The 19,696-nt window shown below is 38.6% G+C and carries 20 protein-coding genes; 19 read left to right on the top strand and 1 reads right to left on the bottom strand.

The window, feature by feature from the left end; genetic code table 11:
• Positions 1-37: 37 nt before the first annotated feature.
• The 5 genes from LG375_RS01965 (at position 38) to LG375_RS01945 (ending at position 4,135) form a co-directional block, all read left to right on the top strand.
• Positions 38-1,453, top strand: coding sequence for a Y-family DNA polymerase (locus LG375_RS01965; RefSeq protein ID WP_225745179.1), 1,416 nt, complete (start codon positions 38-40; stop codon positions 1,451-1,453).
• The gene (locus LG375_RS01960; RefSeq protein WP_002891083.1) at positions 1,450-1,827 is read left to right on the top strand and encodes a hypothetical protein; all 378 of its coding nucleotides are present in this window, start codon (positions 1,450-1,452) and stop codon (positions 1,825-1,827) included. The genes LG375_RS01965 and LG375_RS01960 overlap by 4 nt, the downstream gene beginning before the upstream one ends.
• On the top strand, positions 1,805-2,086 hold the full coding sequence (locus LG375_RS01955; RefSeq protein WP_002891080.1) for a DUF5960 family protein: 282 nt from the start codon (positions 1,805-1,807) through the stop codon (positions 2,084-2,086). The genes LG375_RS01960 and LG375_RS01955 overlap by 23 nt, the downstream gene beginning before the upstream one ends.
• A gap of 161 nt (positions 2,087-2,247) precedes the next feature.
• Positions 2,248-3,267 (top strand): alcohol dehydrogenase AdhP, encoded by a 1,020-nt coding sequence (adhP, locus tag LG375_RS01950; protein ID WP_014634571.1) that lies wholly within the window; start codon positions 2,248-2,250, stop codon positions 3,265-3,267.
• Positions 3,268-3,550: 283 nt separating this feature from the next.
• A complete protein-coding gene (locus LG375_RS01945; RefSeq protein WP_002891076.1) occupies positions 3,551-4,135 on the top strand; it encodes a GNAT family N-acetyltransferase in 585 nt (194 codons plus the stop codon).
• A gap of 289 nt (positions 4,136-4,424) precedes the next feature.
• Here the strand turns inward: LG375_RS01945 and guaA are convergent, their stop codons facing one another.
• Positions 4,425-5,987 carry a glutamine-hydrolyzing GMP synthase gene (guaA, locus tag LG375_RS01940; protein ID WP_002891075.1) on the bottom strand — a complete coding sequence of 521 codons (1,563 nt, stop codon included), beginning with the start codon at positions 5,985-5,987 and terminating at the stop codon, positions 4,425-4,427.
• A gap of 164 nt (positions 5,988-6,151) precedes the next feature.
• On the opposite strand from guaA, the gene LG375_RS01935 reads away from it, so the two are divergent.
• The 14 genes from LG375_RS01935 to LG375_RS01870 all read left to right on the top strand — a co-directional run bounded on the left by LG375_RS01935 (position 6,152) and on the right by LG375_RS01870 (position 19,693).
• Positions 6,152-6,850, top strand: coding sequence for a GntR family transcriptional regulator (locus LG375_RS01935; RefSeq protein WP_002883912.1), 699 nt, complete (start codon positions 6,152-6,154; stop codon positions 6,848-6,850).
• A gap of 65 nt (positions 6,851-6,915) precedes the next feature.
• Positions 6,916-7,248: a putative DNA-binding protein gene (locus LG375_RS01930; protein WP_002883908.1), complete on the top strand. Its 333-nt coding sequence runs from the start codon at positions 6,916-6,918 to the stop codon at positions 7,246-7,248.
• Between the two features lie 32 nt (positions 7,249-7,280).
• A complete protein-coding gene (gene ffh / locus LG375_RS01925; RefSeq protein WP_084868990.1) occupies positions 7,281-8,843 on the top strand; it encodes a signal recognition particle protein in 1,563 nt (520 codons plus the stop codon).
• A 112-nt stretch (positions 8,844-8,955) separates the two neighbouring features.
• The gene (locus LG375_RS01920; RefSeq protein ID WP_225745178.1) at positions 8,956-9,483 is read left to right on the top strand and encodes an ECF transporter S component; all 528 of its coding nucleotides are present in this window, start codon (positions 8,956-8,958) and stop codon (positions 9,481-9,483) included.
• A 22-nt stretch (positions 9,484-9,505) separates the two neighbouring features.
• A complete protein-coding gene (locus tag LG375_RS01915) occupies positions 9,506-10,021 on the top strand; it encodes a transcription repressor NadR (protein WP_013990508.1) in 516 nt (171 codons plus the stop codon).
• Positions 10,022-10,115: 94 nt separating this feature from the next.
• A complete protein-coding gene (locus LG375_RS01910; RefSeq protein ID WP_225745177.1) occupies positions 10,116-10,805 on the top strand; it encodes an XRE family transcriptional regulator in 690 nt (229 codons plus the stop codon).
• Between the two features lie 128 nt (positions 10,806-10,933).
• Complete coding sequence (gene ylqF / locus LG375_RS01905; protein ID WP_002891069.1) at positions 10,934-11,788, top strand: ribosome biogenesis GTPase YlqF; 855 nt, start codon at positions 10,934-10,936, stop codon at positions 11,786-11,788.
• Entirely contained in the window at positions 11,775-12,542 is a 768-nt protein-coding gene (locus LG375_RS01900; RefSeq protein WP_225745176.1) for a ribonuclease HII, read from the top strand. The genes ylqF and LG375_RS01900 overlap by 14 nt, the downstream gene beginning before the upstream one ends.
• Before the next feature lie 10 nt (positions 12,543-12,552).
• Complete coding sequence (locus LG375_RS01895) at positions 12,553-13,473, top strand: ROK family protein (RefSeq protein WP_225745175.1); 921 nt, start codon at positions 12,553-12,555, stop codon at positions 13,471-13,473.
• Positions 13,474-13,539: 66 nt separating this feature from the next.
• On the top strand, positions 13,540-14,379 hold the full coding sequence (gene dprA, locus LG375_RS01890; RefSeq protein WP_070847319.1) for a DNA-processing protein DprA: 840 nt from the start codon (positions 13,540-13,542) through the stop codon (positions 14,377-14,379).
• Positions 14,380-14,546: 167 nt separating this feature from the next.
• Positions 14,547-16,691: a type I DNA topoisomerase gene (gene topA, locus LG375_RS01885; RefSeq protein ID WP_073949738.1), complete on the top strand. Its 2,145-nt coding sequence runs from the start codon at positions 14,547-14,549 to the stop codon at positions 16,689-16,691.
• 115 nt (positions 16,692-16,806) lie between these two features.
• Positions 16,807-17,631, top strand: coding sequence for a TraX family protein (locus tag LG375_RS01880; RefSeq protein ID WP_110981437.1), 825 nt, complete (start codon positions 16,807-16,809; stop codon positions 17,629-17,631).
• A gap of 35 nt (positions 17,632-17,666) precedes the next feature.
• Positions 17,667-18,326, top strand: a complete 660-nt coding sequence (locus LG375_RS01875) for a response regulator transcription factor (protein ID WP_014634562.1) — start codon at positions 17,667-17,669, stop codon at positions 18,324-18,326.
• The gene (locus LG375_RS01870) at positions 18,317-19,693 is read left to right on the top strand and encodes a sensor histidine kinase (protein ID WP_225745174.1); all 1,377 of its coding nucleotides are present in this window, start codon (positions 18,317-18,319) and stop codon (positions 19,691-19,693) included. The genes LG375_RS01875 and LG375_RS01870 overlap by 10 nt, the downstream gene beginning before the upstream one ends.
• Positions 19,694-19,696: the final 3 nt, after the last annotated feature.

The following is a 19,696-nucleotide window of genomic DNA, read 5'->3' as shown; positions in this document are numbered from 1 at the left end:
TACTAGTGTTAGTTTATAAACTAACGAAAGGACAAGCATGGGATATTTTGATTATTCAAGAGAACCGCAAAGTGATATTGCTTTTGTAGATATGAAATCTTTCTATGCAAGTGTGGAGTGTGTTGAACGTGGACTGCACCCTCTTAAGACCTCTCTATGTGTGATGAGTAGGGCTGAAAATGCTAATGGTTTGATACTAGCCTCTTCTCCCATATTTAAGCAGGTCTTTGGCAAGTCAAATGTTAGTCGTTCTTATGACTTACCTTTTGACATTCATTCTCGTAAGTTTCATTATTATAATGCCAAAAAGCAAGGACTTCCAACGGATAGAGATTTTGTAGATTATATCGAATCTTGGGCCAAAGTTACCTTTATCGTTCCTCCTAGAATGGACCTCTATATAAAAAAGAATATCCAGATTCAACACATTTTCCAGAATTATGCCAGTGTTGAAGACATTCTTCCTTATTCCATTGATGAGGGGTTCATTGATCTCACGTCGTCACTGAATTACTTTATTCCCGATAAGACTGTTGCTAGAAAAGATAAGTTAGATATGATTTCAGGGCGTATTCAAAGAGACATTTGGAGGGAGACAGGTATTTACTCAACAGTTGGTATGTCTAACAGCAATCCCTTATTGGCTAAGTTAGCTCTTGATAATGAGGCTAAACATACAGCTACTATGCGAGCTAACTGGTCCTATGAAGATGTTGAAACTAAGGTTTGGAATATTCCCCATATGACCGATTTCTGGGGGATTGGAAAGCGGATGGAGAAGCGTCTAAACAAGTTAGGGATTTTCTCCATTCGAGAACTTGCTAATAGCAATCCTGATACCCTTAAAAAGGAGTTGGGTATTGTAGGCTTAGATCTCTTTTTTCATGCCAACGGTATCGATGAAAGTAATGTTCATAAACCTTATAAACCAAAGTCACATGGCTTAGGGAATTCCCAAATCTTGCCACGAGACTATGAGCGTCAAGCTGATATTGAATTGATTCTAAGAGAGATGGCAGAACAGGTAGCTATTAGGTTAAGACGAGCCCATAAGAAAGCTTGTCAAGTTTCCATCAGCATTGGATTTTCAAAGTTAGAGGGCAAGCGTTCGTTACAAGCACAGATGAAGATTGAACCTGCCAATAATACAAGAGTACTAATAAGTCATGTCATTGAACTCTTTAGGAAGAAATATCAAGGAGGGGCTGTTCGAAGTGTCAGTGTCTCTTATGCAAACTTTGTAGATGAAAGGCTTCAAATTCTTTCTTTATTTGATAACCCAGATGACATTGATAAAGAAGAAAGACTTCAGGCAGCTATAGATAGTATTCGACAGGAATTTGGCTTTACGACCATTCAAAAAGCAACTGCTTTACAGGAGGCATCTAGGAGTCTTGCTCGAAGTAAGCTTATTGGTGGACACTCTGCTGGAGGATTAGATGGCTTAAAATGATAGACCGTAGTTACCTTCCCTTTCAATCAGCTAGGGAACATCAAGATAGGGGAATGATGAAGTGGATGGGCTTTTTCTTATCAGAACACACAAGCTCCCTACATGAAGATAAGACTAAAGAAAATCTTAGGAGTCATTTGGATGATTTAGAGAAGTTTACTTTATTAAACCAGCTTTATTCAGGTCAATTATTGGGAAGTTTCCAGATAAAGGATCAAGGTAGGCGCTGTAGATGTAGTGGCTATGTGGTTGACTTGGATTTTAATCAAGTTACTATAAAATCTTGCAAGCGATATAAATGTATTCGAACAAAGGATATATTAGAAATTAGTTTGGGGGTTGAAAACATAGATGAGGAAGAGAAAAATTTATGATGATAAACTTCAAATTGATTATTTTTCTGATAGCTATTTAAAATTTGAAGAAGACTTTTATCGTTATTCTGCCATGGATATTCCCTTAACCTTTTTGACGGATGATATTATGAGGGAGATGGCTATCAGTCAAAAGAATTATTTTCTATTAAATAAAGAGAATGCCAGAGATGGACGCAATCATTATTTCCATTTTGAAGTCAGTCTAGTTGATTCCAAGACACTTGTGAGACAGTATAGGTATCTTGGAAATGATTGAAACAAAGCAATATCAGCAGCAGAAATAGTAGCAATTCCACTTGTATAGAGAGTTTTCAAGAAAGTTTTCGCAAGCTAAGAAAAGCTTTATGTAAGCGTTGACATAGTCTCTGTAAGTGCTATAATGAAGGTGTTAACAGTTATCATATGGAGGTAATTAAGATGAGAGCAGTTGTTGTTAATCAAGCAAGTACAGGTGTTGAAGTTGTTGATCATGAAAAACCAGCAGTAGTTGGTCATGGTCAAGCTTTGGTTAAAGTTGAGTACTGTGGCGTTTGCCATACTGACCTTCATGTAGCTCATGGAGACTTTGGCCAAGTACCAGGTCGTATCTTAGGACACGAAGGAATTGGTATTGTTGAAGAAGTTGGCGAAGGGGTTGAAACACTTAAAAAAGGTGATCGCGTATCAATCGCTTGGTTCTTCGAAGGATGTGGTCATTGTGAATATTGTACAACTGGTCGTGAAACACTCTGTCGCTCTGTAAAAAATGCTGGTTATAGTGTTGACGGTGGTATGAGTGACTACGCTTTGGTTACTGCTGACTACGCTGTGAAAGTTCCAGAAGGACTTAATCCAGCTCAAGCTTCATCTATTACTTGTGCGGGAGTTACAACATATAAAGCTATTAAAGAAGCTAAAGTTGAACCTGGTCAATGGGTAGCTATTTATGGTGCTGGAGGACTAGGTAACTTGGCTATTCAATATGCTAAGAAGGTTTTCAATGCACGAGTAGTGGCTGTTGATATCAACCAAGATAAACTTGATTTGGCTAAAGAATCTGGCGCTGATTTAGTGGTGAACGGTAAAGAAGTTGAAGATGTAGCAGGTTATATCCAAGAAAAAACTGGTGGTACACACAGTGCTGTTGTAACAGCGGTTTCTAAGGTTGCTTTCAACCAGGCTATCGATAGTGTACGTGCTGGTGGAACAGTCGTTGCGGTTGGTCTCCCATCAGAATATATGGATCTCTCAATTGTCAAAACAGTTCTAGATGGTATCCGTGTTGTTGGATCTCTTGTAGGTACACGTAAAGACTTGGAAGAAGCCTTTGACTTCGGTGCACAAGGCTTGGTAGTACCGGTTGTTGAAACTGTTCCTGTTGATACAGCGGTAGAAGTCTTTGATCAAATGGAAAAAGGTGAAATTCAAGGACGTAAAGTATTGGATTTCACTAAGTAAGCAAACATCTTTATATGCTATCCTGACTATGTGAAGAGTCGAGTGGTGTAAACTTGAACTGATACTAGAAAGTTAGACAAATAATTTAAGTGAAGGATTTAGTTCTCTACTATATAGGACTAGGTCCTTTTAGTTTTACCTTAATTCATTTGTTGTTGTAATGTGTTCTGTCCTCAAAAAGATAGACAAAATTTTATTTATTTGAAAAGTAGTAAAAAAGTTATATAATGATTTCGTAAATAAAGAGTTAAAGAATATTATCATTTATAACAAGGAGTATGAAGTGGATTCTACCAACTTGGACTCGAAACTATTCATAGAATTTAAATCACGTGGGAAACGATGCCAACTTTTATATATATCCGATAGCCATAGTGAAGGGTTATATGAGATTGTTTCTATTGAACGAGAACGTCTTGCTATGTGGCTTCCTTGGGTGGAAGAAATGAAAAGTATTGAAAATGAAAGAGCGTTTATAAAGTATGCACGTGAAAAAATGGAGCGTAATGAGTTATTTATGTTAACAATTTGCGTCAATCAGACACCAGTAGGGATGATAGATATACATAATATTGATTTACAAAAACATCAAGCTGAAATTGGATATTGGATATCAGAAAAATATGAAAATCAAGGTTTTGTAAAGCAGGGATTAAAACAATTAATAAAAATCATTCCATCCAAATTTAAAATTGATAAGCTTTTGATTTATATAGATGTTGAGAATGTTAAAAGTAAGTTTATACCAATCAGTTTAGGTTTTAAAAAGGAAAGCGAAATTTCCCAATTCGAGTTCTATAATGGATCCTACCATGATTTTGAAATTTATGGGCTAAATGTGAATGAAGGAAATATAGCAAATGATTAAAGTGAATTTTTTTACAAATAAATAACTATCAGAGAGTTTTGATTTTACCCCATTATCTAGGTATGATGTAAGAGTTAGTATTGAACATCAGAAAAGCAAAAATTTTTCTGACCCCATAACATTGCTTATTGATTTATTTTTGTAATTAAGATATAAAAAATCCCCACCAGAAAGAAATTCTGGTGGGGTATTTGGTGGGGAACCAAATATAATTAATTAGATTTTAGCGTTTTAAAACAATTCAAAATGCTGTTAAATCAATCAAGTCACTTTAAATTAGGTTTATATTTTACTCCCACTCTACGGTTGCAGGTGGTTTACTTGTAATATCGTAGACGATACGGTTAACGTGGTCAACTTCGTTAACGATTCGAACAGAAATCTTTTGAAGAACTTCCCATGGAAGTTTCGCAAAGTCAGCTGTCATACCGTCGATTGAAGTGATAGCACGGATAGCGATAGTGTAGTCGTAAGTACGGCCATCACCCATAACACCGACAGAGCGAACGCCTGTGTTAACAGTGAAGTATTGCCATACATCACGCTCAAGACAAGCTTTGGCAATTTCTTCGCGAAGGATAGCATCAGACTCACGAACAGTTTCAAGTTTCTCTTCAGTGATCTCACCCATAACACGGATGGCAAGTCCTGGTCCTGGGAAAGGTTGACGCCAAACAACTTCGTCAGGCATTCCCATTTCAGTACCAAGGGCACGTACTTCATCTTTAAAGAGGGTATTAAGTGGTTCAATCAATTCAAACTGCATGTCTTCTGGAAGACCACCAACATTGTGGTGAGATTTGATTGTTTGAGCTGTCTCGGTACCTGATTCAATAATATCAGTGTAGAGTGTTCCTTGAGCTAGGAAGTCTACACCTTTAAGTTTGCTTGCTTCGTCATCAAAGACGTAAACAAACTCGTTACCGATGATTTTACGTTTTTTCTCAGGATCATCAACACCAGCCAAGAGATCTAGGAAGCGTTTAGAAGCGTCAACACGGATAATGTTAAGGCCAAATTTACCTCCGAGCATCTCCATAACTTGGTCACCCTCACCTTTACGGAGAAGACCGTGGTCAACGAAGATACATGTCAATTGATCTCCAATAGCTTTTTGCAAAAGGACACCAACAACAGATGAATCAACCCCACCTGAGAGTCCAAGAAGGACTTTACGGTCACCGACTGTTTCACGGATTTGTGCAATTTGCATATCTACGAAGTTAGCCATTGACCAGTCACCTTTGGCACCACAGATACCGAAAGCGAAGTTTTTCAAGATATCGTTACCATATACAGAGTGACGAACTTCTGGGTGGAATTGGATACCGTAGAAGTTTTTCTCAGTATTTTCCATTGCGGCGAATGGGCAATCTACTGAGTCACCAACAAGATGGAAACCTTCTGGAATTTCTGTAACAGCATCACCGTGGCTCATAAGAACGACTTGTTCTTCAGGAGTCCCTGCAAAGAGTTCTGATTGGGCACGAAGGCGAAGTGTTGATTGGCCATACTCACGGTTACCGGCTTCACCAGCAGGAACAACTTTACCACCGAGTTTGTGGGTCAACAGTTGCATTCCGTAACAGATACCAAGAATTGGAATACCAAGTTCAAAAATTTCTTCGTCAATACCAAATGCATCTTCGGCATAAACAGAGTTAGGACCACCTGAAAGTACGATACCGATAGGATCGATGGCACGGACTTCATCAGCGGTAATTTTATGGCTCTTCAATTCAGAGAAAACGCCAAATTCACGAATACGACGTGCAATCAGCTGATTGTATTGGCTACCATAGTCTAGAACAATGATTTTCTGCACATCATTCAAAGTGGAAATGTCAGTCATTATTACCCTTTCTTTTTACGTCACACATGGACTCTTATGCAATCATTGTATCACAATTTTAAGGACTTAGCACCTAGATTTATACGATGAACTGTAAGTCTTGTCGTCACCTTTACAATTCTATTAGTTTTTTTGTAAAATAGGGGTAAAGAAGGGGGTATTAGATGCTACCAGCATATATTCGCATACATGATAAGATTAAGGCAGATGTTGATGATGGCACTTGGAAAATCGGGCAACGTCTCCCTAGCGAGCGGGATCTTTGCGACACTTTTGATGTGAGTCGTATGACTGTGCGTCAGGCCATAACACTTTTAGTAGACGAGGGTATTTTAGAGCGTAAACCAGGTAGTGGTACTTTTGTGGCCAGCAGTCGAGTTAAGGAAAAGATGCGTGGAACCACGAGTTTCACAGAGATTGTTAAATCCCAAGGCAAGAAACCGTCTAGTGAGCTTATTTCATATAAACGTGTGCATCCCAATGAATTTGAAATCAAAAATTTAGGTGTCTTACCACAGTCCTATGTGATTCGTATGGAACGTGTTCGCTTTGCGGATGATCTTCCAGTTGCCTATGAGATTGCCAGTATCCCTGAGAAGATTATCCGAGGTTTCAAGGAGTCAGAAATTACGGAACATTTCTTCAAGACACTGACCGATAACGGCTATGAAATAGGGAAAAGTCAGCAGACCATATCAGCTAGTTTGGCCAATAGTAGTTTAGCCAAGCACCTTAAGGTTAAGACTGGCGATGCTCTCTTGAGTCTGACACAAATTTCCTTCCTCCAAGACGGTCAGGCTTTCGAATATGTACGAAGTTACTATGTTGGTGACCGTTTTGAATTTTATTTGGAGAATAACTAGAAGTCACTGCTTTTTTCTGCACAAGAATCGTGCTAACACCATGATTTTATGGTAAAATGGAGCTTATGGAAATTGAAAAAACCAATCGCATGAATGCCCTTTTTGAGTTCTATGCTGCACTGTTGACAGATAAGCAAATGAACTATATTGAGCTCTATTATGCGGATGATTACAGTTTGGCAGAAATTGCTGAGGAATTTGGTGTGAGTCGTCAGGCAGTATATGATAACATCAAGCGTACTGAGAAGATTTTAGAAGCTTACGAGATGAAATTACATATGTATTCAGATTACATCGTTCGTAGCCAAATTTTTGATGATATCATGGAAAAATATCCAGACGATAGCTATCTTCAGGAACAAATTGCTGTGCTCAGCAGCATTGATAATAGAGATTAGATTCAAGCAGAAAGTAAGAGAGGAAATGATATATGGCTTTTGAAAGCTTAACGGAACGCTTGCAAGGCGTTTTCAAAAATTTAAGACGTAAAGGAAAACTTTCAGAGAAAGAAGTTCAAGAAGTCACTAAAGAGATTCGTTTGGCACTTCTTGAAGCAGACGTAGCGCTACCAGTCGTTAAGACATTTATTAAACGTGTTCGTGAACGTGCTGTAGGTCACGAAATCATTGATACTCTTGATGCTTCACAACAAATTATCAAGATTGTTAATGAAGAATTGACAGAGATTCTTGGGTCTGAAACATCTGAAATTGAGAAATCTCCAAAGATTCCAACAATCATTATGATGGTTGGTCTCCAAGGTGCTGGTAAGACAACCTTTGCTGGTAAATTGGCTAATAAGTTGATTAAGGAACAAGAGGCCCGTCCAATGATGATTGCGGCGGACATCTATCGTCCAGCAGCCATTGATCAGTTGAAGACTTTGGGGCAACAAATCAATGTTCCTGTTTTTGATATGGGAACAGAGACACCAGCAGTTGAGATTGTCAAAAATGGTTTGGAACAAGCGCGTGCCAACAAGAATGACTATGTCTTGATTGATACGGCTGGTCGTTTGCAGATTGACGAGACTCTCATGCAAGAGTTGCATGATATTAAGGATTTTGCTTATCCAAACGAAATTCTCTTGGTTGTGGATAGCATGATTGGTCAAGAAGCTGCTAACGTTGCCAAGGAGTTCAACGAACAGCTAGATATCACTGGTGTTGTTCTTACAAAAATTGATGGGGACACACGTGGTGGTGCGGCTCTCTCTATTCGTGAGATTACCGGCAAGCCAATCAAATTTACGGGTACTGGTGAGAAAATTACGGATATCGAGACTTTCCACCCAGACCGTATGTCAAGCCGTATTTTGGGTATGGGTGACCTTCTTACCCTTATCGAAAAAGCTTCTCAAGAGTACGATGAGAAAAAATCTCTTGAGTTGGCTGAAAAGATGCGTGAAAACACCTTTGACTTCAATGACTTCATTGACCAATTAGACCAAGTGCAAAATATGGGTCCTATGGAGGATTTGCTTAAGATGTTGCCAGGTATGGCTAACAATCCAGCCTTGGCTAATGTTAAAGTAGATGAGAAACAAATTGCGCGCAAACGTGCCATCGTATCATCTATGACACCTGAAGAACGTGAAAATCCAGATCTTTTGACACCAAGTCGTCGTCGCCGTATTGCCAATGGTTCAGGGAATACCTTCATCGAAGTAAACAAGTTTATTAAAGACTTCAACCAAGCCAAACAAATGATGCAAGGTGTTATGTCTGGTGATATGGAGCAAATGATGCGTCAAATGGGTCTTAACCCAAATAATCTGCCAAAAAACATGCCAAATATGCCTGATATGGGTAATATGGATATGTCTGCTCTCGAAGGCATGATGGGTGGCGCTGGTATGCCAGATCTTGGAAATATGGATCTTAGCCAAATGCTTGGTGGTGGCCTTAAAGGTAAGGTTGGTTCATTTGCCATGAAACATGCGATGAAGCGTCAAGCTAATAAGATGAAAAAAGCTAAGAAAAAACGTAAATAAGAAACATAGAACGCTAGGGCACTTTGCTCTAGTGTTTTTTTCTGAAAAACATTGACTTATATAACTATACACTGTAATATACTAATGTATATACAATAAAAAGGAGTAGATTATGAAACCGAAAAAGAGAATTCAAGAAATGACCTTTGCAGCTTTATTAACTGCAATTGCTATCCTTATCCCAAGTATCATGCCAATTAAACTAATCATCCCACCGGCTTCGTATACTTTGGGGAGTCATGTTCCAATATTTCTAGCTATGTTTATATCTCCCTGGGTAACTGCTTTTGTTATCTTAGCTTCTAGTTTGGGATACTTTATGGCTGGCTATCCGATTGTGGTTGTTTTTAGGGCCTTTTCACATATTATATTTGGCTTTTTAGGCGCACTCTATTTGAAAAAAATTCCACAAACGATAGAAAACCATAAATCATCATTACTTTTCAACTTTGTTTTAGGTCTTATCCATGCCATAGGTGAAGTTCTTGCTTGCGTGATTTTTTATTCTGTAACAGGAGAGGATTTCCAAAAACTGTTCTATGTTCTCTTTGTTTTAGTTGGTTTTGGCACTATTGTCCATAGTATGATAGACTATGTTATAGCATTAACGATTTTCAAAAGTATTCGAAAAATACGCTAATTGAAAGAGGGATGGTTGGTCTATGGCTTCAAATCGAAAACAAGAATTATTGGCACTCTTAAAGGGAGCTAAAGAGTCAATGAATGGACAGAGTTTGGCGGAGCATTTTGGTGTGACACGTCAAATCATTGTTCAAGATATTGCCCTCTTGCGTGCAGATGGTGCCCAGATTATTTCAACTAATAGGGGATATATCTATAAAAGTAGCGATGACAATTCTTATGTACATCGACTATTTAAGGTGAATCATAAAGTGTCCGATATGGAGGATGAGCTTTTGGCTATTGTTGATAATGGAGGCCGTATTCAAAATATCATGATAGATCATCCAGTTTATGGAGAAATTCAGACTTTGTTGAAATTGACTTGTCGTCGAGATGTTAGTCATTTTTTAGACCAGGCCTCGTCAAATGACTTTCGCCCCTTATCTGATTTGACAAACGGTGTTCATTATCATCTTGTCGAAGCAGATAGTGAGCAAGATATAGATTATATTGAAGAGGCACTTAACCATCTAGGATTTTTAGTTAAAGAATGAGATAAAAGAGAAATGTAAAAGTAGTTAGTTTCACTTGAAAACAACTACTTTTTTTGATAAACTTATGTTAGTTTATTAACTTACGGAGGTAGCTATGTTTTCAGGACAACGACTTAAGGAAATTCGAGAAGCACAAGGAATGAGCCAAGCATCAGTAGCTAAGCATCTAGGAATTTCACGCTCCTCTTATTTTAATTGGGAAAATGGTAAGACGAAACCTAATCAAAAGAACCTTTCGGTTTTGGCCGAACTTTTTGGTGTAGCTGAGACCTATTTTCTTTCTGAGCATGAGATTGTAGAAGTCTACTTGGAATTAAATGAGGAAAATCGCCAAGAAGCTTTGCGACTCACTAAGGCTCTCCTAGAAGAGCAAGAAGCAGAAAAGCAAAAAGCACCTGTTGTTCCGCTTTACTCTTACAAAGTTTTCGAGCGTTTATCAGCCGGAACTGGTTACACTTACTTTGGTGATGGCAATTACGATGAAGTTTTCTATGATGAAGAATTAGATCATGATTTTGCGTCATGGGTATTTGGAGACTCTATGGAACCTACGTACCTAAATGGAGAAGTAGTGCTGATCAAACAAACGGGCTTTGATTATGATGGAGCTGTTTATGCTGTAGACTGGGATGGTCAAACCTATATCAAAAAGGTCTATCGTGAGGAAGAGGGTCTTCGTTTAGTTTCTCTCAATAAACGTTATGGTGATAAGTTTGCACCCTATGACGAAGAGCCTCGAATCATTGGTAAGATTGTTGGTAACTTTATGCCTGTTGAGGGGTAGGCAACCTTTATCAATTGGGCATCTCAAATTAAATCTGTTATAATAATAAGTAAAGCAAAGCCAATGATTTGGCTTTTTTTAAAGATTTTAAATGATATTTTGCTAAGAATACAAAAGGAGAAACATATATGGCTACTATTCAATGGTTTCCAGGCCACATGTCTAAGGCCCGTCGACAGGTTCAGGAGAACCTTAAACATGTTGATTTTGTTACAATTTTAGTGGATGCACGTTTGCCACTTTCGAGTCAGAACCCTATGTTGACCAAAATTGTTGGCGATAAACCAAAGCTTCTAATTCTCAATAAGGCTGACCTCGCTGACAGTAATCGTACGAAAGAATGGCGTACCTATTTTAAGAGTCAAGGGATTAAAACCTTGGCCATCAATTCCAAGGAACAATCTACAGTTAAATTGGTAACAGATGCTGCTAAGAGTCTTATGGCTGACAAGATTCAACGGCTACGTGAACGCGGTATTCAGAAAGAGACCTTACGAACCATGATTATTGGGATTCCAAATGCAGGGAAATCTACCTTGATGAACCGCTTAGCTGGTAAAAAGATTGCTGTTGTAGGAAATAAACCCGGCGTTACAAAAGGTCAACAGTGGTTGAAGTCTAATAAAGACTTGGAGATTCTTGATACTCCAGGTATTTTGTGGCCTAAGTTTGAAGATGAATTGGTTGGATTGAAACTCGCTTTGACTGGTGCCATCAAGGACCAGCTATTGCCAATGGATGAAGTGACGATATTTGGACTCAACTATTTTAAAACTTACTATCCTGAACGTTTAGAGGAACGCTTCAAAGGGATTGAACTTGAAGAAGAGGCACCAGAAATCATTATGGAAATGACTCGAAAACTTGGCTTCCGTGAAGATTATGACCGTTTTTATAATCTATTTGTCAAAGAAGTTCGTGATGGAAAACTAGGCCGTTACACACTTGATATTGTTGGGGTCGATACTGATGGCGACAATTAAAGAAGTCAAGGAGCAATTGGCAGCATTGACAGATCTTGATGACTACCGATGGGCAAGTTTTGAGGAAGATAGTCGATCTGGTGTACAGACTGCCATAAAGCAACGTCGCAAAGCTATCCTAGCTGAGATTGCTGAGGAAGAGCGCTTAGAAAAGATGCTCAGTTACGAAAAGTCGCTTTATGCTCATGGAGTTGAACTCATTGCAGGTGTTGATGAAGTTGGACGTGGTCCTTTAGCTGGCCCAGTTGTAGCTGCAGCGGTTATCTTACCAAAGCTTTGCAAAATAAAGGGTCTCAATGACAGTAAAAAGATTCCAAAATCTAAACATGAAGCTATCTATAAGGAGGTAATGAAGGAAGCGGTAGCTGTTGGGATTGGTATAAAGGACAATCATGTGATTGATGACATTAATATTTATGAAGCAACCAAGCTTGCTATGGCTGAAGCTATTGAAAAACTGAGTCCCAAACCAGAACATTTGTTAATTGATGCCATGAGCTTGGACCTACCAATAGGACAAACATCAATCATAAAAGGGGATGCTAATTCTTTATCTATCGCAGCAGCTTCGATCGTAGCAAAGGTAACTCGGGATAATATGATGACTGATTATGATCAGGAGTTCCCTGGCTACGCCTTTGACAAAAATGCAGGCTATGGTACCAAGGATCATCTGTCTGGCCTAGATAACTTTGGTGTTACTCCAATTCATAGAAGAAGTTTCGAACCAATAAAGTCAATCATTAAAAAGTAGGTGAAGTGGCGTGATTTTAGCTATTGATATTGGAGGGACCTTTATCAAGTTTGGGTTAGTTGATGATGATTTTAGAATTAGCAACCAATCTAAAGTGCCGACACCATCGTCCCTAGATAATTTCTGGATAACTTTAGAGAGTATGATTTCATCATTTAAGAATGGTATTTCTGGTATTGCCATTGCATGCCCGGGCGAAATTAATAGTAAACGAGGTTTTGTTTTCAAGGGTGGTCTTATTCCTTATTTGATAGCCATTCCTCTGGGGACACGCTTGTCAAAAACATTTCAACTGCCTGTAAAGGTTATCAATGATGCTGATGCGGCAGCTTTGGCTGAAGCAAGATATGGTAGCTTACAGGATTTGGATTGTGGTGCTGCCTTGGTTTTAGGTACCGGTGTTGGCTTAGGCATTGTCTCACAGGGGGATTTGTTAACTCCTCTGTCGGTTACCCAATATTTGCGTTCTCCAAGTCCCCAAAGAATGAGTCAAACCTCTCTACCTTTCCAGTGGGAATTGTTTATGCATGGCTTAGTAAGCCTTGTCGATAATAAGGGTTCTGCAGTTGGCTTTGTTCATGAAGCCAGTCAATTACTTGGGTTAAATCAAGACGATGGTCCAGCCGTATTCTCAGCTATAGAGGGAAATCAATCGGAAGAGCTAAATCTTTTATTTAAAGACTATTGTCATGAAATTGCTGTTCTTGTGCTAAATTTGCAGAGCTTCTTTAGGCTGGAGAAAGTTGTTATCGGTGGTGGTATCAGTAGGCAAGGTACTTTAATAGAAGGAATAAGTGATGCCTATGAGGAGTTATTTAAGGATAAGCCTGAATTAGGTTTTGAGCCCATAACTATTCAAGCCTGTCATTTCCATAACGATAGTAACCTACTAGGCGCGGCGTCTTATTTTGCTTCTGAAAATGATTTGTAATCACGGAAAGTTCCATAATGGAGCTTTTTTCTTTTCTGTTACGAATAATGAAAAGGAGGTATCTATATGAATAATTTTGAACTTTTTAAACTAAAAGCCGCTGGGTTGACGAATTTAAATATCTTAAATATTTTGGACTATCAAAAAACTCAAGATAGAAAATTAAGTTTACGTGATATGGCAGTGGTATCCAAGTCTAAAAATGCTGTTCTTTTTATGGAAAAGTATAAGAGTTTAGATATTAAGCAACTCAAAGAACAATTCGACCATTTTCCTACGTTATCGATTTTTGATAAAGAATATCCCATTGAGCTGAAGCATACCTATAATCCTCCTGTTCTTCTTTATTATCAAGGGAATCTTGACTTGCTGAGTAAACCAAAGCTAGCTGTTGTTGGGGCAAGAAAGTGTTCTGAAACAGGCAAACAGTCCGTTCGAAAAATTGTTAGTGAACTTGGGAATCACTTTACTATTGTGAGTGGATTGGCGCGTGGGATTGATACTTGTGCGCATATGGAGGCCTTGAAAAATAAGGGGAACACCATTGCAGTTATCGGGACCGGACTTGATGTTTATTATCCTAAAGAAAATAAAGCTTTGCAGGACTATATGGCAAAAAATCATTTAGTTCTTACAGAATATGGACCGGGTGAACAGCCTCTCAAGTACCACTTTCCTGAACGCAATCGGATTATTTCTGGATTGTGTCAAGGAGTTATGGTCGTAGAAGCTAAGCTTCGCTCGGGAAGTCTGATTACTTGTGAGCGTGCCATGGAAGAAGGAAGAGATGTCTTTGCTATTCCAGGAAATATTTTAGATGGAAAGTCAGACGGATGCCATCATTTGATTCAAGAGGGCGCAAAGTGCATTACGACAGGGTTTGACATCCTTTCAGAGTTTTCTTGAAAATCAAAGTTCTCCTATAGAGATAAAGTTTTTTATTGACAGTTAAAGAAAAGGAAGGTATCATGTTAGTTGCTCGGTCCAAGATGTTTCATTTTTTAATGTCTTGTGACTAGATTTTAGACAGATGAGTGGCGCAGCCAGTTTATAACAATATAAGGAAATAGTCTATGGCGACAGCAACGACAACAAAAACGAAAACTAAAACAACAAAGAAAACGACAGCCAAAAAGGCGACTAAAAAGAGAGCGACACCAAAGAAAAATTTGGTCATCGTGGAGTCTCCTGCTAAAGCGAAAACGATTGAGAAGTATCTTGGCCGTAACTATAAAGTTGTAGCCTCTGTTGGGCATATTCGTGATTTGAAAAAATCAAGTATGTCTATTGATTTTGAAAACAACTACGAACCTCAGTACATCAATATTCGAGGTAAGGGACCTCTTATCAATGAATTGAAGAAAGAAGCTAAAAAAGCCAAGCAAGTCTTTCTCGCAAGTGACCCGGACCGTGAAGGGGAAGCCATTTCATGGCATTTGTCACATATTCTTGGATTAGAGCCAGATGATAAGAATCGTGTCGTTTTTAACGAAATTACTAAAGACGCAGTGAAAAATGCCTTTGTAGAGCCACGCGCCATTGACATGGACTTGGTAGATGCCCAGCAAGCTCGTCGTGTCTTGGACCGTATTGTGGGTTACTCTATTTCACCTCTTCTATGGAAGAAGGTTAAGAAAGGTCTTTCGGCCGGTCGTGTACAATCGGTAGCTCTTAAGCTCATTATTGACCGTGAGAATGAAATCAAGGCTTTTAAACCAGAAGAATATTGGACAATTGATGGTGCCTTTAAGAAGGGGGCTAAGAAATTTCAGGCTAGTTTCTATGGCTTGGATGGTAAAAAGCTTAAGCTCAACAATAATGACGATGTTCAAGCTGTTCTCTCTCGTATCACAAGTGACGACTTCAACGTAGATAAGGTAGAGAAAAAAGAACGCCGTCGTAATGCACCATTGCCATATACAACGTCATCACTACAACAGGATGCTGCTAATAAAATCAACTTCCGTACACGTAAGACCATGATGGTTGCTCAACAATTGTACGAAGGGATTAATCTTGGTTCAGGCGCTCAAGGTTTGATTACCTATATGCGTACGGACTCAACACGTATCAGTCCAGTGGCTCAAAATCAAGCGGCTGAATTTATTACAGAACGCTTTGGTTCTAAGTATTCTAAGCATGGTAGTAAGGTGAAAAATAGCTCAGCGGCGCAAGATGCCCACGAGGCTATTCGTCCGTCAAATGTTTTCCAAACACCAGAGAGCATTGCCAAGTATTTGGATAAGGATCAGCTCAAGCTCTATACCCTTATTTGGAATCGTTTTGTGGCCAGTCAAATGACAGCTGCTGTATTTGATACGATGAAGGTGACCTTGTCTCAAAACGGAGTCATTTTCACAGCAAATGGTAGCCAAATCAAGTTTGATGGTTATATGGCCGTTTACAACGACTCTGATAAAAATAAAATGCTTCCTGATATGGCTGAAGGTGATACGGTTAAGAAGGTTGTGACAACGCCTGAACAACACTTTACGCAACCACCTGCACGCTATTCTGAAGCGACACTGATTAAGACGCTGGAAGAAAATGGTGTTGGTCGTCCGTCAACTTATGCACCGACACTTGATGTTATTCAACGTCGTTACTATGTTAAATTAGTAGCTAAACGTTTTGAACCAACAGAACTTGGTGAAATCGTTAATAGCTTAATCGTCGAATTCTTCCCAGACATCGTGGATGTTAAATTCACTGCCGAGATGGAAGGAAAACTCGATAAAGTTGAAATCGGTAAAGAGCAGTGGCAAAAGGTTATTGATGAGTTCTTCAAACCTTTCCAAAAAGAATTGGAAAAAGCTGAAGAAGGTATTGAAAAAATCCAAATCAAGGATGAGCCAGCTGGTTTTGATTGTGACCTCTGTGGTCACCCAATGGTAATCAAACTTGGTCGATATGGTAAGTTTTATGCATGTAGTAACTTCCCAGATTGTCACAATACTAAAGCCATAACCAAAGAAATTGGCGTTACTTGTCCAACCTGTGGTAAAGGTCAGGTCATCGAACGTAAGACAAAACGAAATCGTGTCTTCTATGGTTGTGATCGCTATCCTGACTGTGAATTTACATCGTGGGATATCCCTGTTGGACGTAACTGTCCTAAATCAGGCGATTATCTTGTCGAGAAGAAAGTCCGTGGTGGCGGCAAGCAAGTTATCTGTAGTAACGAAGAGTGTGACTACAAAGAATCTATTGTTAAATAAAAAGAAAACTATCTCAAGTTAAGTCTTGAGATAGTTTTTTGCATTTTATCAAAAAAACTGATACTTTCCTTAAATTTGTTTTTTATACTAAGGATGAAAAGAAAGGAGAGTTATTATGAAACGTTTAAGTCTATCAGGTTTCCAACTCAAATATATAGCTCTAATTACTATGGTATTCGACCATATTCAATATTTTTTTGAATATACAGGAAAAATACCCATTTGGTTTACTATGATTGGGAGATTAGCGGCCCCCATATTTCTATTTGCTGTGATTGAAGGTTTCGTCCATACACACAATCGAAAAAAATACTTCCTAAGGATTTATGCTTTAGCTATTTTAATGGGATTGATTCAGTTTGGATTTTATAATTTTTTACATCCTCTTGTAAGGCCAGATGGTTTCTTTCCACAAAATATGATGTTGTCATCATTCGTTATCTTGCTCGTAGCTCTTCAAGGTATCGCTTGGATTCAAGAAAAGAAATACCTTAAAGGGATACTAACTTTACTTTTTCCAATATTACTCCCATTGCTAATGGTGCCTTTTTATCTGCTAAGTGTGAACAAACCTATGTTAGGTTTTCTACTAAATTTACTCAATTTCACAGTGTTGCCAGTTCATACATTTATCAGCGATGGAGGAACGTGGTTACTTTTGACTGGTATCGCTATGTATCTTTGTCACAAGAATCTTAAGAAAGAAGTACTTGCTTTTGTGACTGTTAGTCTTGTTTGGGTACTAATTACGATTGTTTTAAGTAAGCTATCTATTCATGATCTAATGTTTAAATACATTGAATGGATGGAAATATTTGCAGCTCCTTTAATGCTTTGTTATAACGGTCAAAGAGGTAAAGGGTCAAAATATTTGTTCTATGTCTTTTACCCAACACATATTTATCTACTCTACGCCTTGTCAGTTCTCTTCTATAGATGATATGATAAGGGTAACTTTGTACGAAAGGAAAGGTTATGGCTCAGATACTTGTTGTTGATGATCAGGAAGATATTGTTCAATTGGTTGTTAAGGCTTTAGAGCTCCAAAATCATAAGGTGACGGGCCTTACAAGTGTTTTGGATTTAGATAAGAACTCGTTGCCACGGTTTGACTTGATTTTACTGGATATCATGATGCCTGATGTTGATGGTCTCCAGTTTTGTCATGAGATTCGTGATCAGGTGGATTGTCCTATACTCTTTATTACAGCCAAAACGCAAGAGGCTGATATTGTTCAAGGCTTGACTTATGGTGCTGATGATTATATTTGCAAGCCATTTGGGGTTAAAGAACTTCAAGCGCGTGTGGCTGCACACTTGAGACGTGAACATCGTGAGCGCCACCATAAGCTATTAATTGGAAATATTCAGTTTGATTTGTCTGCTCAGGAGCTTTATGTTGAGAATCAGTTGTTAGATTTGACTAAGTCAGAATATGGTATTTGTCAGTTTCTGGCTGAAAATAAGGGCCAAGTCTTTTCCAAAGAACAAATCTACACGCATTTGTACGGCTATGAGGATAAAGGGAGTCCGACAGCAGTGGCCGAACATATCAAAAATATCCGTGCAAAGCTCAAAGATGTTGGGCAAAATCCTATTGAAACAGTCTGGGGGATTGGTTACAAGTGGCACTAATTAAAAAAAGAGAACACTCTCTAAGAACAATCTTGATATCTTATGTCGTCAGTCTTACAGTTCTATCAGCAATCAGTAGCCTACTTATTTTGTCTTTGTTCAGCTTGTCTTATCGTTTTGGCGTTGTGTTTCCAGCAAATCAGGTAGAAAGTGATTTGTCTGCCGTCAGGAATGAAATTGAAACTTCTAAGGCCTTTAATCCTGATGTTTTACCTGATGGTACTAGTTATGTCTTTTTGACTAGAGATTTTAAGCTTAAGAAGTCTAACATGCCAGTTAACTTGCAAGAAGAATCCTTACTAAATTACCAATTCAAGAATGCTCACGGTGGAATATACGGCTATTTTCAGTCTTTTGAACGGTCAGACGGCATTGTTATTGTCAATTATCAACTATCACCTCGGTATCGTAATGAGTGGATGAACCAGCATTTTCCCAATGCTGATCTATTGATGATTGGCTCAATGATGGTGTCTATCCTACTCATATTTATTACTTTAACTTTTTACTATGCTAGTAAATTGAGTCGGGAGTTAAGACCAATATTGAAGGCAACAAAGAAAATAGCAGAGCAAGACTTGGATTTTCAAACGTCCAAATCTAAAATTACTGAGTTTAACCAGGTTTTAAGTGGTTTGGATCATATGCGAGTAGCACTTCGTGAGTCTTTGATGGAAAATTGGAAGGCAGAGCAAGATAAGCAAAATCAGATTTCTGCCCTAACACATGACTTAAAGACACCACTGACAGTTGCTCGTGGGAATGCAGACCTCTTAGCCATGACTCCCTTGGATGCGGAACAGATGGACTTATTAGAACATTTTCAAAAGGGGATTACACAGGTTGATTCTTATGTTAAAGAGTTGTCCGAACTCAACAAAACGAGTTTGACGAAAACCTTGACGCTTGAAGACATTTCGGTTAGGGAATTTATTGAAGACATTTACGATCAAACCTTGTCACTAGCTCAAACGAAACAAATCAATGTAGTCTTTGACAAGAAGGATATTAGGAAAGAAATCATAGGCCATTGGGACAGGTCCTTGTTGAATCGAGCTTTTATGAATATTGTTTCAAATGCCGTAGAGCATACACCCAGTGGCAGTCAGTTGCTCCTGACCGCTAGGGTAGAAGAAGATGAATTCAAGTTTATCTGCCTTGATTCTGGTCCTGGATTTTCCCTTGAATCTCTTGAAAAGGCTACTCAGCTCTTTTATCAAGAGGATAAAAGTAGACAGAGCCGCAATCATAGTGGCCTTGGTCTGACTATTGCCAATGATATTATTCGCTTACACCATGGTGGTCTTGCTCTTTCGAATGACAATAACACGCATGGTGCTAGAGTGACGATCATTTTACCCCTTTAAATA

Source organism: Streptococcus sp. Marseille-Q3604 (genome assembly GCF_916619785.1).
In the GTDB taxonomy this organism is placed as follows: domain Bacteria; phylum Bacillota; class Bacilli; order Lactobacillales; family Streptococcaceae; genus Streptococcus.
Note: the sequence above shows the minus strand (reverse complement) of the source record. Positions and strands in the feature narration are given on the sequence as shown.

Bases quoted from the DNA above. Each gene is read 5' to 3' on its own strand.
- LG375_RS01965 (WP_225745179.1), top strand. From the start codon at position 38: ATGGGATATTTTGATTATTCAAGAGAACCGCAAAGTGATATTGCTTTT.
- LG375_RS01960 (WP_002891083.1), top strand. From the start codon at position 1,450: ATGATAGACCGTAGTTACCTTCCCTTTCAATCAGCTAGGGAACATCAA.
- LG375_RS01955 (WP_002891080.1), top strand. From the start codon at position 1,805: ATGAGGAAGAGAAAAATTTATGATGATAAACTTCAAATTGATTATTTT.
- adhP (WP_014634571.1), top strand. From the start codon at position 2,248: ATGAGAGCAGTTGTTGTTAATCAAGCAAGTACAGGTGTTGAAGTTGTT.
- guaA (WP_002891075.1), bottom strand. From the start codon at position 5,987: ATGACTGACATTTCCACTTTGAATGATGTGCAGAAAATCATTGTTCTA.
- LG375_RS01935 (WP_002883912.1), top strand. From the start codon at position 6,152: ATGCTACCAGCATATATTCGCATACATGATAAGATTAAGGCAGATGTT.
- LG375_RS01930 (WP_002883908.1), top strand. From the start codon at position 6,916: ATGGAAATTGAAAAAACCAATCGCATGAATGCCCTTTTTGAGTTCTAT.
- ffh (WP_084868990.1), top strand. From the start codon at position 7,281: ATGGCTTTTGAAAGCTTAACGGAACGCTTGCAAGGCGTTTTCAAAAAT.
- LG375_RS01920 (WP_225745178.1), top strand. From the start codon at position 8,956: ATGAAACCGAAAAAGAGAATTCAAGAAATGACCTTTGCAGCTTTATTA.
- LG375_RS01915 (WP_013990508.1), top strand. From the start codon at position 9,506: ATGGCTTCAAATCGAAAACAAGAATTATTGGCACTCTTAAAGGGAGCT.
- LG375_RS01910 (WP_225745177.1), top strand. From the start codon at position 10,116: ATGTTTTCAGGACAACGACTTAAGGAAATTCGAGAAGCACAAGGAATG.
- ylqF (WP_002891069.1), top strand. From the start codon at position 10,934: ATGGCTACTATTCAATGGTTTCCAGGCCACATGTCTAAGGCCCGTCGA.
- LG375_RS01900 (WP_225745176.1), top strand. From the start codon at position 11,775: ATGGCGACAATTAAAGAAGTCAAGGAGCAATTGGCAGCATTGACAGAT.
- dprA (WP_070847319.1), top strand. From the start codon at position 13,540: ATGAATAATTTTGAACTTTTTAAACTAAAAGCCGCTGGGTTGACGAAT.
- topA (WP_073949738.1), top strand. From the start codon at position 14,547: ATGGCGACAGCAACGACAACAAAAACGAAAACTAAAACAACAAAGAAA.
- LG375_RS01880 (WP_110981437.1), top strand. From the start codon at position 16,807: ATGAAACGTTTAAGTCTATCAGGTTTCCAACTCAAATATATAGCTCTA.
- LG375_RS01875 (WP_014634562.1), top strand. From the start codon at position 17,667: ATGGCTCAGATACTTGTTGTTGATGATCAGGAAGATATTGTTCAATTG.